The sequence below is a fragment of the Streptomyces sp. NPDC020884 genome, assembly GCF_044333935.1.
GTDB lineage: Bacteria > Actinomycetota > Actinomycetes > Streptomycetales > Streptomycetaceae > Streptomyces.
In genome coordinates, this window is the sequence record NZ_JBIRRY010000002.1 from 441175 (window position 1) to 454380 (window position 13206).

Annotated in this window: 14 protein-coding genes; 7 read left to right on the plus strand and 7 right to left on the minus strand. The window is 72.4% G+C overall.

The annotated features are described in order from the left end of the window. The first annotated feature begins 118 nt into the window (after positions 1-118). Both ACH4UK_RS08750 and ACH4UK_RS08755 read left to right on the plus strand, forming a co-directional pair. On the plus strand, positions 119-1285 hold the full coding sequence (locus tag ACH4UK_RS08750; RefSeq protein ID WP_398355318.1) for an ABC transporter ATP-binding protein: 1167 nt from the start codon (positions 119-121) through the stop codon (positions 1283-1285). Then, positions 1282-2130: an ABC transporter permease subunit gene (locus tag ACH4UK_RS08755; protein ID WP_398355319.1), complete on the plus strand. Its 849-nt coding sequence runs from the start codon at positions 1282-1284 to the stop codon at positions 2128-2130. The genes ACH4UK_RS08750 and ACH4UK_RS08755 overlap by 4 nt, the downstream gene beginning before the upstream one ends. Positions 2131-2183: 53 nt before the next feature. Here ACH4UK_RS08755 and ACH4UK_RS08760 read toward each other — a convergent pair whose 3' ends face one another. Then, positions 2184-2513, minus strand: a complete 330-nt coding sequence (locus tag ACH4UK_RS08760; protein WP_398355320.1) for an ATP/GTP-binding protein — start codon at positions 2511-2513, stop codon at positions 2184-2186. Positions 2514-2727: 214 nt separating this feature from the next. Between ACH4UK_RS08760 and ACH4UK_RS08765 the strand changes: the two genes are divergently transcribed. Beyond that, complete coding sequence (locus ACH4UK_RS08765) at positions 2728-3777, plus strand: LLM class flavin-dependent oxidoreductase (RefSeq protein WP_398355321.1); 1050 nt, start codon at positions 2728-2730, stop codon at positions 3775-3777. 116 nt (positions 3778-3893) lie between these two features. On the opposite strand, the gene ACH4UK_RS08770 is transcribed toward ACH4UK_RS08765, so the two are convergent. Then, the gene (locus ACH4UK_RS08770) at positions 3894-4286 is read right to left on the minus strand and encodes an SCO5389 family protein (RefSeq protein ID WP_398355322.1); all 393 of its coding nucleotides are present in this window, start codon (positions 4284-4286) and stop codon (positions 3894-3896) included. A 272-nt stretch (positions 4287-4558) separates the two neighbouring features. Here ACH4UK_RS08770 and nucS point away from each other — a divergent pair, with 272 nt between their 5' ends. After that, on the plus strand, positions 4559-5230 hold the full coding sequence (gene nucS, locus ACH4UK_RS08775; RefSeq protein ID WP_398355323.1) for an endonuclease NucS: 672 nt from the start codon (positions 4559-4561) through the stop codon (positions 5228-5230). 82 nt (positions 5231-5312) lie between these two features. On the opposite strand, the gene ACH4UK_RS08780 is transcribed toward nucS, so the two are convergent. The 4 genes from ACH4UK_RS08780 to ACH4UK_RS08795 form a co-directional block, all read right to left on the minus strand. After that, a complete protein-coding gene (locus ACH4UK_RS08780; RefSeq protein ID WP_398355324.1) occupies positions 5313-7817 on the minus strand; it encodes an ATP-binding protein in 2505 nt (834 codons plus the stop codon). Positions 7818-8131: 314 nt separating this feature from the next. After that, on the minus strand, positions 8132-8455 hold the full coding sequence (locus ACH4UK_RS08785) for an STAS domain-containing protein (RefSeq protein WP_398355325.1): 324 nt from the start codon (positions 8453-8455) through the stop codon (positions 8132-8134). A 237-nt stretch (positions 8456-8692) separates the two neighbouring features. Continuing rightward, on the minus strand, positions 8693-9541 hold the full coding sequence (locus ACH4UK_RS08790) for a 3-hydroxyacyl-CoA dehydrogenase family protein (RefSeq protein ID WP_398355326.1): 849 nt from the start codon (positions 9539-9541) through the stop codon (positions 8693-8695). A gap of 149 nt (positions 9542-9690) precedes the next feature. After that, entirely contained in the window at positions 9691-10332 is a 642-nt protein-coding gene (locus tag ACH4UK_RS08795; RefSeq protein WP_398355327.1) for a TetR/AcrR family transcriptional regulator, read from the minus strand. A 90-nt stretch (positions 10333-10422) separates the two neighbouring features. Here ACH4UK_RS08795 and ACH4UK_RS08800 point away from each other — a divergent pair, with 90 nt between their 5' ends. The 3 genes from ACH4UK_RS08800 to ACH4UK_RS08810 are packed head-to-tail and all read left to right on the plus strand — an operon-like array spanning position 10423 to position 12551. Next, entirely contained in the window at positions 10423-11205 is a 783-nt protein-coding gene (locus ACH4UK_RS08800; protein ID WP_398355328.1) for an ABC transporter ATP-binding protein, read from the plus strand. 10 nt (positions 11206-11215) lie between these two features. After that, the gene (locus ACH4UK_RS08805) at positions 11216-11965 is read left to right on the plus strand and encodes an ABC transporter permease (RefSeq protein WP_398355329.1); all 750 of its coding nucleotides are present in this window, start codon (positions 11216-11218) and stop codon (positions 11963-11965) included. Positions 11966-11978: 13 nt separating this feature from the next. Further along, positions 11979-12551: a cob(I)yrinic acid a,c-diamide adenosyltransferase gene (locus ACH4UK_RS08810; RefSeq protein ID WP_398355330.1), complete on the plus strand. Its 573-nt coding sequence runs from the start codon at positions 11979-11981 to the stop codon at positions 12549-12551. A 30-nt stretch (positions 12552-12581) separates the two neighbouring features. On the opposite strand, the gene ACH4UK_RS08815 is transcribed toward ACH4UK_RS08810, so the two are convergent. After that, positions 12582-13148 carry a hypothetical protein gene (locus ACH4UK_RS08815; RefSeq protein WP_398355331.1) on the minus strand — a complete coding sequence of 189 codons (567 nt, stop codon included), beginning with the start codon at positions 13146-13148 and terminating at the stop codon, positions 12582-12584. Between the last annotated feature and the right edge of the window lie 58 nt (positions 13149-13206).

The following is a 13206-nucleotide window of genomic DNA, read 5'->3' on the forward strand; positions in this document are numbered from 1 at the left end:
ACGCTGTGCGCAACTTGGCCGGAACCATCAGCACCTGGTTATCCTCCTAACTCTTACGGGGGTGTGCGGCCGGGTGGCCCGAGCCCCGAACGACAGAGTGAGTCGATGGGGCTGGAGAATGATCGAGGCAATCGGCCTGACCAAGCGCTACGGCGCGAAGACGGCCGTGGACGACCTGTCCTTCCAGGTGCGGCCGGGGGCCGTCACCGGCTTCCTCGGTCCCAACGGGTCGGGCAAGTCCACGACCATGCGCATGATCCTCGGTCTGGACCGCCCCACCGCAGGCCACGTCACGATCGGCGGCCATCCCTACCGCAGCCTGCCGAACGCACCGCGCCAGGTGGGCGCGCTGCTGGACGCCAAGGGCGTGCACGGCGGACGCACCGCCCGCAACCACCTGCTGTCCCTGGCCCAGCTGGCCGGCATCCCGGCGGCGCGGGTGGATGAGGTGCTGGGCGTCGTCGGTCTCCGGGACGTCGCCAAGCGGCGTTCCAGCGGCTTCTCGCTCGGGATGGGGCAGCGGCTCGGGATCGCGGCCGCGCTGCTCGGCGATCCGCAGGTGCTGCTGTTCGACGAGCCGGTCAACGGTCTCGACCCGGAGGGCATCCACTGGGTCCGCAATCTGATGAAGACGCTGGCCGCCGAGGGCCGCACGGTCTTCGTCTCGTCCCACCTGATGAGCGAGATGGCGCTGACCGCCGACCACCTGATCGTGATCGGGCGCGGCCGGCTGCTCTCCGACATGAGCGTCACGGACTTCATCTCCGCGAACTCCGCCGACTTCGCCCGGGTCCGGGTGCCGGACGACGGTCCCGAGGAGCGGCAGAAGCTGACGGCCTCGCTCATCGAGGCGGGCGGCCGGGTCATGTCGGAGCCGGGCGGGGCGCTGCGGGTCACCGGGCTGCCGCTGCCGAGGATCAGCGACCTGGCCCACGCGAGCGACGTACGGCTCTGGGAGCTGTCGCCGCACCAGGCCTCCCTGGAGGAGGCGTACATGCGGCTGACGCAGGGCATGGTGGACTACCGCTCGACGGACGACGCCAAGGCGGGCCTGGTGGAACCACCACCCCAGGACGCGTACGGCAACGTTCTCGGCGCCGGCGGCCCGCCGCTCCCCGAGACGCTGGAAGTGCCGCAGGAGGGCTGGTACGCCCCGCCGCCGCCCGTTCCCGGCCAGGCCCCCGGGCTCCCCGGGCTCTCCCCCGCACCCGCACCCGCACCCGCCGCCGCCGAGCCCTCTTCCACCGCTCCGGCCCGGGAGCAGACCAGCAAGGACCTCCGATGACGACGCCGGCCACCCCGCAGGCCCATCAGCAGGCGCCGGACACCGGCCTGCTGGGTTCCTACCAGTCGCCGATCCCGATCCGGCCCGCCACCCTCGGCGACGCGGTCGCCTCGGAGTGGACCAAGATCCGTTCCGTGCGGGCCACGGTCTGGACGCTCGGCGTGATGATCGTGCTGATGCTGACGATCGGGCTCGGCACCGCGCTGCTGATCGCGGCGGACGGCGGCAGCCTGGCCAACGAGCCGGTGCTGGGCCTGGGCTTCTTCGGGGTGCTGCTGGGCTCGATCTGTGTGATCACGCTCGGGGTACTGACCATCGGATCCGAGTACAGCACCGGCATGATCCGTACGACGCTGACGGCCTGCCCGAGCCGGGGCCGGGTGCTCGTGGCGAAGGCGATCGTCTTCTTCTCGCTGACCTTCGTCGTCACGACGGTGACCGCCACCTTCGTGGCGGGGCTCCAGACCCTCACCCTGGACGGCGCCACCGCCACGGGGGACGACTGGCTGCGCGCCACGATCGGGATCGGGCTCTACATCGCGGCTCTCGGCCTGCTGTCGCTCGGGATCGGCGCGATCGTGCGGCACTCGGCGGGCGCGATCACCATCATGATCGGCGTGGTGCTGCTGCCCCTGGTCCTCGCGCTGTTCATGTTCGCCGACAACCTGCGGGGCCTTCAGCGCTTCCTGATCGACTACTCGATCCCCAACCAGATCGGCGGGCTGTACGGCACGACGATGACCAGTACCGGCCCGTCCGGCTGGGAGCCGCTGCTGCTGATGCTGGCCGTGGCCGCCGTGGTTCTGGGCGGGGCGGTCGCGATACTGAACCGGCGCGACGTCTGAGGGGCCGGGCGACGTCCGAGGGCCCTCGTGCACACCTGCGGAGCCGGGTGCGCTCAGTGGCGCGGCGCGTTGCGGGACCGCTGCACCCGGGTGGTGCGGCGGTCTCTCGCGTTCCAGCAGGCCTTGTGCCAGTGCCTGCGGTCGTCGATGCCGCCGAACTCGGGCCAGGCGACGAGGTGCGGGACCCCGGAGGGGATCTCCTGGTCGCAGCCGGGGCAGCGGTACCGCTTGCCCTGGGCGCTCGCGCCGCTGACCGGGCGCACCGACCACTCCTCGCCCTGCCAGCTCTCGCTGGCCCCTCCCCCGCCGTACCTGCCGGGCGCCGTGCCGGGGTGTTCGTCGGGACTCTCGCCGCCACGGGGGCGGTTACGGCGCGGGGACACAGGACACCTCACGGGGGCGGATCGGGCACGGTTCGTCCCAGCCTAGAGCCTGGTGTCGGGGGCGGTCGCCGGGTGTCCCGGGCGGTCCGATCCGGCAGTGGGGTGAGTTAGCGGAAAATCGCAACAACTTCCGCCTGGACCGTGCCTTTGGCACGTGTCAGACGTTGTTGCCAGTGGGGGAGAAACGCGTCGGGCCGCAAGGAGGCAATAGGCGATGCGCATCGGAACGTTCGTTCTGGCAGCCCAGTTCCCGGGTCAGGGGCCGGGTGAGGCCCTGCACCGGGCCGTCCGGTCCGCCGAGGCCGCGGAGGAGAGCGGGCTCGACTCGGTCTGGCTGGCGGAGCACCACTTCGTGCCGTACGGGGTCTGTCCGTCCGCGACCACGCTGGCCGCGCTGCTGCTGGGCCGCACCCGCAGAATCCGGGTCGGCACGGCGGTCAGCGTGCTGCCCAACCACCACCCGGTCGCCCTCGCCGAGCAGGCCGCACTGCTGCACCTGACCAGCGGCGGACGCTTCTCGCTCGGGGTGGGCCGGGGCGGTCCGTGGGTGGACCTGGAGGTGTTCGGAGGCGGTCTCGACGCGTACGAGAACGGCTTCCCCGAGGCGCTCGACCTGGTGCTCGACTGGTTGCGGGAGGCGCGCGTCGCGGGGCGCGGCGAGCGGTTCGGGTTCCGCGAGGTGGCGGTGGTGCCGCGCGCGGACGAGCTGCTGGAGGGGGCGGCCGACGCGGGTCCGGGCGCCTCGGGGCCCGAGGTCGTCGTGGCGTGCACCTCGCCGAAGAGCGTGCGGCTGGCGGCCCGGCAGGCGCTCCCGATGCTGCTGGGCATGCACTGCGGGGACGAGGAGAAGGCGGAGATGGTCGCCCTGTGGCGTACGGCCGCCCGGGAGGCCGGCCATCCGCCCGAGGTGGTGGAGGGGGCCGCACATGTGTCCGCCGGGGTGGCCCAGATCGCGGACGGCGCCCGGGACGCCACGGAGACGCTGGTGAAGGCGATGCCCGGCTGGCTGCGCCAGGGGCTCGACGCCCATGTCACGGTCGACGGCCGGCACCGCGTGATGCGGGACCCGGTCGCGTACACGGAACTGCTGTGCGGGCTGCATCCGGTGGGCCCGCCGCGGCTGGCCGCCGACCGGCTCGCGGCCACCGCCGAGCGGACCGGGATCACGCGCTTCGCCCTCCTGGTGGAGGGGTCGGGCGATCTCACGGCGACCGAGGAGAACGTCCGGCGGCTGGGCGCCGATGTGCTGCCGCTGCTCACCTGACCTGCGCATGCCGGTATTCCCTCGGGGACATCAGTGGGACATGTGGTGCGGTGGTACGGGAGCTGCCGCCCCGGAGCCAGTTGCACCTCCCGCGGCACGGGACGGCAGCAGAAGCGTCAGCAGTCCCGTAGTTCGGGCGACTGGTTGAGCAACTGGCCCCTCACCGAGGTGAACTTGGCCAGGCGGTCGTCGACCGAGGCGTCCATCGGGAACACCGCGACGCGGTGGCAGTTCTGGAATGCGAGACGCACTCCGAAGTGCCGCTGCAGCGCGCCGCGTATCGCATCACTCGCGAGCGCGCGCAGCAGCTGACCACGTGCCTGCTCGTCCGGCGGCGGCGTCTGGTTGTCGGCGAACTGTCCGCCGTCGACCTTCAGTTGAGCCACCAGCGAGCTGATCATCTCCCATGCGAAGGGCAGGGAGGTCCGGACGCAGTCGACGAAGTCGGCTTCGTCGACCTCGCCTCGCTCGGCCTGTTCCAACAGCGCCGGTGAGACGTCGAGCGACATGGGTTCTCCTCTCGCGACCCCGGGCAGTGGCCGGGGCCTTACGGGCAGGGAAGGGGGGCGACGACGCAGCGTGCACGGACGGCGACCTCCTGCTTCCACGTTAAGCGCGCAGTCCGGGCCGCACCAGGAGATTGGGAACACAACCGGCCAATAACGAAGGGGCGCAAAGAGGGGCAAGCCCGCTCGGCCGTGACGCCGCGCGCACCGAGTGACAGGAGGCCACGGGTGGGGAAATCGCGTCGGGCCCCCGTCGTCGAGTAGCGTTGCCGACCATGCGTCTCGTCATCGCCCGTTGCTCCGTGGACTACGCGGGCCGGCTCACAGCCCACCTGCCCTCCGCCCCCCGACTGATCCTGGTGAAGGCGGACGGAAGCGTCTCCATCCACGCCGACGACCGGGCGTACAAACCGCTCAACTGGATGTCCCCGCCGTGCACCCTGAAGGAGGGCGCCGACGGTGACGAAGGCATCTGGACGGTGGTGAACAAGGCGGGCGAAAAACTGATCATCACGATGGAGGAAGTCCTCCACGACTCGTCGTACGAGTTGGGCGTCGACCCGGGGCTCATCAAGGACGGCGTGGAAGCGCACCTCCAGGAGCTGCTCGCGGACCGGATCGAGATCCTCGGCGAGGGTCACACCCTGATCCGCCGTGAATACCCCACCGCGATCGGGCCGGTGGACATCCTGTGCCGGGACGCGAAGGGGCAGACGGTGGCCGTGGAGCTGAAGCGGCGCGGTGACATCGACGGCGTGGAGCAGCTGACGCGCTATCTGGAGCTGCTGAACCGCGACCCGCACCTCGCGCCGGTCCGGGGCGTCTTCGCCGCGCAGGAGATCAAGCCGCAGGCCCGGGTGCTGGCGACGGACCGCGGCATCGGCTGTGTGGTCCTGGACTACGACGCGATGCGGGGCATCGAGGACGACAAGCTGCGGCTGTTCTGACCGACGGCTGGAGACAGCGGCCGGGCCGCCCACGCATCGGCGTGGGCGGCCCGGCCCTTTCCCGTCCTGTGCCCCGGCGCCCTCAGGCCGCCGGGTCGTCGGTGGCCGCGTCGGACTCCGGGGCGCTCGCCGACTCGGCGGGGCCGCCGGCCGACGAGGAGCCCTCGGCCGGGGGCGGCTCCGGGTCGTCGGTGGGCGTCTCGGTCGGCGGGGTCGTCGGCGTCTCGGTCGGCGGAGTCGTCGGCGGCGTGGTGGGCGGGGTCGTCGGCGGCTTGGTGGGCTTGGTCGGCTTTCCGGTCGGCGACGGCTCACCGGGCGAGCTGCTCCCGTCGTCCGTCGGCCCGTCCGAACCCGGCGGCGTACCGCCCGTGGTGGAGGCGCTCGGGGACGGGGAGCCGGACGTCCCCGGGCTGGCCGAGCCCGAGGGGCCGGGGGTCGCGGACGTCTCGCCGCCGGTCGTCTCCCCGGCCGGGGCGGAGCCGCCCGTGGGCTCGTCCGCGGGCAGGCCGTCGTCGGTCGCGTCCTCGGTGGCCGTCTGCTCGGTGGTGACGTGGCGGCTGTCCGGCTCGTCGCCGTCGCCCGAGGTGACGCCGAGCGTGACCACGGTGCCGAGCACCGCGATCAGCAGGGCGCCCGCGCCCGCGGCGGCCAGGTTGCGCCGGGCGCCGCCCAGGACGGCACGGCCGCCGGTCCTGCGCGCGGCGTGACCGGGCGGCAGCGAGGAGATGACCGTGGGCTCCTCCTCGGCGGTGTGCCGGATGAACAGCGGCGCACCCGGGATCCCGCCGGGCGGCGTGCCCGGGGCGTCCTGGCGTACGACGGGCACCTCGTCGCCCGAGGAGGCGCGGCCCAGCGGTGCGAAGTCGCCGGAGCGGTCCGCGACCAGGGCGAGGGCGCGGCGTCCGGCGACGGCCCCGGACTTGTCGGCGAGCGCGCCGCGCATCCCGATCGAGGTCTCCAGCTCGGTCCGGGCCCGGTCCGGGTTGCCGCAGCAGAGTGCGAGGACGCCCAACTCGTGGTGGAAGTAGGCCTCCTCGGCGACCTCGCCGGCGATCCTGGCGGCCTCCTGGCCGATCCTGAGGGCCCGCTCCCAGGCTCCCCAGCCCAGGCCCGCGGCGAAGGCCGGGGAGGCGCTGCGGGCCAGCAGGACGGCCGCGCTGGCCGCTCCCACCTCGTCGCCCGGGACCAGCCGGGCCAGCGAGGCGACGATCGCGTCGGCCTCGGCGACGGCCCGCTGCGGGGTGACCGAGGGGTGCGAGGTCCACCAGGCGTAGTGCTGGGCGGCGGTACGGGCGTGGGCGGCGGCGGTGTCCTCGTAGCCGGCCGCCGCCAGCTGGGCGAGGACTCCTGCGGCGAGGCGGTAGCGGGGGCCGGCCGGGGAGAGCAGGCCGCAGCCCGCGAGTTCGCCGAGCGCGGCGTCCGCGTGGGTGTCGCCCACGAGGGCCGGCAGATGGGCCTGGTGGGGCACCTCGCCGCCGAGGGCGACGGCGAAGCGCAGGGTCTCGCGGGCCGCCTCGCTGAGCCGGGAGGCGAGCAGCACGGCGGGCGCGGCGCCCTCGCCGAGGCTCGGCAGGGGGACGTCGAGGGCTTCGGCGGCGGGTGCTCCGGGGGCCGGAGGCGCGTCGTCCGGGCGTGGCTCGAAGTAGTCGTACTCGTCGAAGGCTTCGGGGTCGACGCGCAGCCGGTCGCGCTGGACGAGGAGGGACCCGGCCTGGACGAAGCGGAGCGGCAGGCCCTCGGACTCGAACCAGAGGTCGCCCGCCCAGTTGCGCTCCTCCTCGGTGAGGGGGCGCTCGACGACCTTCTCGAGCAGGGCCAGCGAGGCGCCGCGGCCGAGCCCGGCGAGGAGCACCTCCTCCAGGTGGGCATCGACGCCGGGGTGGGTGGCGTCGGGGGTGGCGGCGAGCAGGAAGGCGCACTCGGGGGTGGCGGCGAGGAGTTCATCGAGGGCCGCTGCGCCGATCTCCAGGTCGTCGATGGTGACGACGGCGCCGACACCCCGGAGGAGGGCGAGCAGTTCGTCGCGGTCGGGGCGGTGGCCCGGGGCCTTGTAGACGGTGTCGAAGAGGGCGTGCAGCAGGTCGGCGCCGGTGCGGCCCCGGCCGTTGAGCCGGACGACCCCGTCGGGGGCCAGGTCCGCGCAGTCGCCGGCGACGGCGTCCAGCAGCGCGGTGCGGCCGGAGCCGGCCTGGCCGGTGAGCCGTACGCTGCGGCCGCGGGCCAGCAGGCCGACCAGGCGCTCGCGCTCCTCCTGGCGCTCCATGAGGGGCAGCTGCGGAGCGGGCGGGCCGGTGGGCACGGGGGGTGCGCCGGCGCGTTCGTGGTCGGCGCGTTCGGCGGGGGTGCGGCGGGCCGGGGCGTCGGGGCCCCGGCCGGGCGGGCAGGCCTCGACCTCGCTGCCGTCGACGGGATTGACCGTGAGCAGCAGGTCGCCCGCGGTCAGCTGGACGACGCGGATCTGCTGCGGTGTCTGCTGGCCGAAGTCGGCGGCGCCGGATTCACGGGACGGCCGGCGGTGGCCGGGGTCGCCGCCGGAGCGGTCGTGGCCCTGCCCGTACTCTTCCGGTGCCCGGTGTGTCGGGTCCATCGCAAAGTCCCCCAGACGCGTGGTGCGCGGTTGCCCCTCCCGGCCTCACACGCCCCGCTGTCGCTTCCGGTCCGGTGTCCGCCCATGGGTTCGTCGTCGATCGGCGGACGGGCCGAACCTTAGACCTTGGCACAGTATCCATAAACCGCCGGGGTGCCGCGCCGTCCAGGACGTCACGTTCCGATGAGGATTGCGTGGCTTCTGCCGCCGGGTACGGTCCGTCCGGCCGTCCGGATCCCGGTGGGAGGCCCCCGGGCCCCCGGACGCACGGCAGGCCCTCGGCCCCCCGCACACCCCGCACCCGCGCCAGGTCCTCAGACGCGCGGCAGCGACTCCGCGGCGATGCCGCCCTCGATCGCCAGGATGCGGTGCAGCCGGGTGGCCACCAGGAGGCGCTGCATCTGCGGCGGCACGCCGCGCAGCACCAGGCGGCGTCCGGCCCGTCCGGCCCGGCGGTGGGCCCCCATGATGACGCCGAGTCCGGTGGCGTCCCAGGAGTCCAGCTCGGTCAGGTCCAGCACGAGATCGCCGACTCCGTCGTCCACGGCCGAGTGCAGGACCGTACGGGCGTCCGCCGCGCTTCGGACGTCGAGGCGGCCCCCGACGACCAGCTCGGCGTGGTCGCCCCTGATGTACATATGCGCTCCCCGGTCATGCTCCGTAGAAGGTCCGTCTGTCTGTTCTGTCGTCGGCCTTGTCTCTGCCACAACTGACTGCCGCGACGACAGGGAAGTTGCCGTCTGTAAGCGAACCGATACCGAATTCACTCGGTGGAGTGACTCCGGTTCGTCGGCGACCGGTCCCTGCCGGGTACAATCCCCGGCTCCCCCGGCCCGGACGGCGGCGGGCCGGCGTCCGGAAGGGGGTGGGTCCGGTCAGTACGTGTAGAACCCCTGCCCGCTCTTGCGCCCGATGTCACCTGCGTCGACCATCCGGCGCATCAGTTCCGGGGCGGCGAACTTCTCGTCCTGCGACTCGGTGTAGATGTTGCCGGTGGCGTGCAGCAGGATGTCGACGCCGGTCAGGTCCGCGGTGGCGAGCGGACCCATGGCGTGGCCGAAGCCCAGCTTGCAGGCGGTGTCGATGTCCTCGGCCGAGGCGACGCCCGACTCGTACAGCTTGGCGGCCTCGACGACGAGCGCCGAGATCAGCCGGGTGGTGACGAAGCCCGCCACGTCACGGTTGACGACGATGCAGGTCTTGCCGACCGACTCGGCGAACTCCCTTGCGGTGGCGAGGGTTTCGTCGCTGGTCTTGTAGCCGCGCACCAGCTCGCAGAGCTGCATCATCGGGACCGGCGAGAAGAAGTGCACGCCCACGACGCGTTCCGGACGCTCCGTCACGGCCGCGATCTTGGTGATCGGGATGGCGGAGGTGTTGGACGCCAGGACGGTGTGCTCGCCGACGACCTTGTCCAGGGTGCGGAAGATCTCGTGCTTGACTTCCAGCTTCTCGAAGACGGCTTCCACGACGATGTCCGCGTCGGCCACGGCGTCCAGGTCGGTGGTCGTGGTGATGCGGGCGAGCGCGGCCCCGGCGTCGGCCGCGTCCAGCTTGCCCTTGGCGACGAACTTGTCGTACGAGGCCTTGATGCCGTCACGGCCCCGGGTCAGCGCGGCGTCGGTGACGTCCCGCAGCACGACGTCCCAGCCCGCCTGTGCGGAGACCTGCGCGATGCCGGACCCCATGAGTCCGGCCCCGATGACGGCGAGCTTCCTGGCCACGTTCGCACCCCTTGGTCTCTCTTCGCCCGTGCGCATTCGTTCACGGCGGTTCACATGCTCTTCGGCGGAGGTTAGTACCCGTCGGGCGCGCTGGGGCGGTGAAGAGATGCGCGTCACGTCTCAGATGACGGACATCACACCGGGACGCGTCATTCGGCTCCGCGCCGCGCGTAGTTGAGGACCTGATCGCCGAGCAGCCCCTCGATGTCGTCGAGGACGCCGAGGGCGTCCCGGGAGACCTCGACGGCCTTGCGGCCCTTCAGCATCTCCTGGCTGACATAGCCGACGAGGGCGTGTTCGATCCAGGCGATCTGGCCGCCGACGAGGAGCGGCAGCGGGTCGTCCCCGCTCGCGCCGGTGTCCTCGCGCAGGGTGTCGACGACGGACTGGAGCACCTCCTGCTGGAGGTACCAGAGGCGGGCCTTGAGGGTGGGGGCGTCCTCGATGACGCGCATGAAGTCGGCGAAGCCGTCCATCAGCCCGAACTCCGGCGAGACGGCGACGACGGCGGCGCGCACCTCGCGCAGGACGGCCTCGGCGGCCGACTCGCCCTTGTCGCGGGCGCGGACGTACCGGGCGACGCGCTGGGTGACGCCCTTCATCCGGTCGAGGAAGAGGTCTTCCTTGGCCGGGAAGTAGTTGTAGACGGTGTTGACGGAGACCTCGGCCAGATCGGCGATCTCGGCGACGGTCACCGTGACGAAGCCGTGCTGGAGGAACAGCCCGGTCGCCATGTCCGAGATGCGCTGCCTGGCCTGGCGCTTCTTGCGTTCCCTGAGTCCCTCAGCCATGCCTCCATCGTAGGACGCGCCGGGCGATCATGATGTCGATGAAATTTTGGTGGCATTGCAATTTTGGAGTGGCTCTGTTTTTCTGGCCCCATGACCGTCATCAGCACGTCCGGGCTCGCCCGGACCTTCACGACCCCGAGCGGCCCGGTGGAAGCCGTCCGCTCCATCGACCTGACCATCCGCGCGGGAGAGATCGTCGGCCTCCTCGGCCCCAACGGCGCGGGCAAGACGACCACCCTGCGCATGCTCACCACGCTGCTCACCCCGACCGGCGGCGCGGCCACCGTGGCCGGCCACGACCTGCTCGCCGATCCCGCGGCCGTCCGCGAGGTCTGCGGGTACGTCGCCCAGTCCGGTGGCGTCGACCCGTATCTGACCGTCCGGGAGGAGCTCGTGACCCAGGGCCGTCTGTACCGGCTGAGCCGGGTGGCGGCCGTCGCGCGCACCGACGAGCTGGCCGCCCTGCTCGGCCTCGAAGGGCTGCTCGACCGGAAGGCGGCGAGCCTCTCCGGGGGCCAGCGGCGGCGGCTCGACATCGCCATGGCGCTCACCCACCGCCCGGCCGTGCTCTTCCTGGACGAGCCCACCACGGGCCTGGACCCGGGCAGCCGGACCGACCTGTGGGACCTGGTGCGGAGCCTGCGCGACGAGCACGGCACCACCGTCGTCCTGACCACCCACTACCTCGACGAGGCCGACGCGCTGGCGGACCGGCTGATCCTGATCGACGGCGGCACGGTGGTCGCGGAGGGGACCCCGGCCGAGCTGAAGAGCCGGTACGCCGGCTCCCCCGACGCCCCCCTCGAGGACGCGTTCCTGGCCGCCACCGGCCGTCCCGTCACCCCTGCCGACCCCGCCCCCGCAGCCGTATAGGAACCCTCCCGTGCTCTTCCACGACACCGCGATCATCTTCGGGCGGTACGCCCGGCAGACCCTGCGCTCCCGCTTCCAGATCTTCTTCGGCATGCTGATGCCGCTGCTCTACCTCCTCTTCTTCGGCCCGCTGCTCCAGGATCTGCCGCTCGGCTCCGCCGCCGACTCCTGGCAGATCCTGGTGCCCGGCCTGCTCCTCCAACTCAGCCTGTTCGGCGCGTCCTTCGCCGGCTTCGCGATCATCGTCGAGAAGTCGACGGGGGTGGTGGAGCGGATGCGGGTGACCCCGGTCAGCCGACTGGCCCTGCTGCTGGGGCGGGTGCTGCGCGATGCGCTGCTCTTCACCTTCCAGGCCGTCCTGCTGGTGCTCGCCGCGCTGCTCATGGGGCTGCGCGCACCGCTGGCGGGCGTCCTGATCGGCTTCGCGTTCACCGGTCTGCTGGCGCTCTCGCTGGCCTCCCTCTCGTACGCCCTGGCCCTGCGGGTCAGCACCCCGCAGGAGTTCGGGCCGGTGATCAACGCGCTGACGATGCCGGCCATGCTGCTCTCCGGTCTGATGCTGCCGATCACCCTCGGCCCCGGCTGGCTGGACGTGCTCTCGCACTTCACGCCGTTCCGCTATCTGGTGGACGCGGTGCGGGACGCCTACCTGGGCTCGTACGCCACGGCGCACATGCTCTACGGGGCCCTGGTCGCCGTGGGCTTCGCCGCCGCGGCCGTGACGGTGGGCACACGGGTCTTCCGGCGGGCCGGAGCATAACTAGGCTGGCCCCATGGTCAATCTGACGCGCATCTACACCCGGACCGGCGACCGGGGCACCACGGCCCTCGGCGACATGAGCCGCACCGCCAAGACCGATCTGCGGATCTCGGCGTACGCGGACGCCAACGAGGCCAACGCCGCGATCGGCGCGGCCATCGCGCTCGGTCAGCTGCCCGAGGACCTGGCGAAGGTCCTGCTACGCGTCCAGAACGACCTCTTCGACGTGGGCGCGGACCTGTGCACCCCGGTGGTCGAGAACCCGGAGTACCCGCCGCTGCGGGTGGAGCAGTCCTACATCGACAAGCTGGAGAAGGACTGCGACCGCTTCCTGGAGGAGCTGGAGAAGCTCCGCAGCTTCATCCTCCCGGGAGGTACGCCGGGGGCCGCCCTGCTGCACCAGGCATGCACCGTGGTCCGGCGGGCGGAGCGGTCCACCTGGGCGGCCCTGGAGGTGCACGGCGACTCCATGAACACCCTGACCGCCACCTACCTCAACCGCCTCTCCGACCTCCTGTTCATCCTGGCGCGGAGCGCGAACAAGGAGGTCGGGGACGTGCTGTGGGTGCCGGGCGGCGAGCGCTGACACCGCCCGGCGGGAGTTCGTCGCGAGGCCCTAGCGGTCGACGGGCTCCCGCTCGGCAACGCCCTTCGGGGCCTGCTTGGGGAACACCGTGTAGCCCCCCGCGATGATCAGGTTGATGCCGATCACCCAGCCCATCTTCTGCTGCCACATCCGCAGCGAACCGGTGTCCCCTCCCCCGCCGACGTACCAGACCGCCGCCTGGAGCAGGCCCAGCGCGACCACCGCGGCCAGGATCCAGCGGGCGGCGGTGCGCCACTCGTGGACGGCGCGCGCCATGCCGTACTTCGGCGGCTTCACCGGCGGCGGGCCGCCGAACCAGCGGTGGGCGACGCGCGCGTCCACCCACGTGATGGTGGAGTGGCCCAGGCCCACCGTGAAGCCGATGTAGACGGCGGCCAGGCCGTGCTTCCAGTCCGGCTCGGCCCCGTTCCTCAGGTCGATCGCCGTCACCACCAGCAGCACGACCTCCAGCAGCGGTTCGCACAGCAGCACGGCCGCGCCGAGCCTCGGCTTCCTCGCGACGTACCGCAGCGCGAGCCCGGCGGCCAGCAGCACCCAGAACGCGACCTCACAGAGCACGACCAGTAGCGCGATCACAGTGTCTCTCCTCCCGTTGTCCTCCAGCCTCCCGGCCGTCGCGCGTCGAAACGTCGTC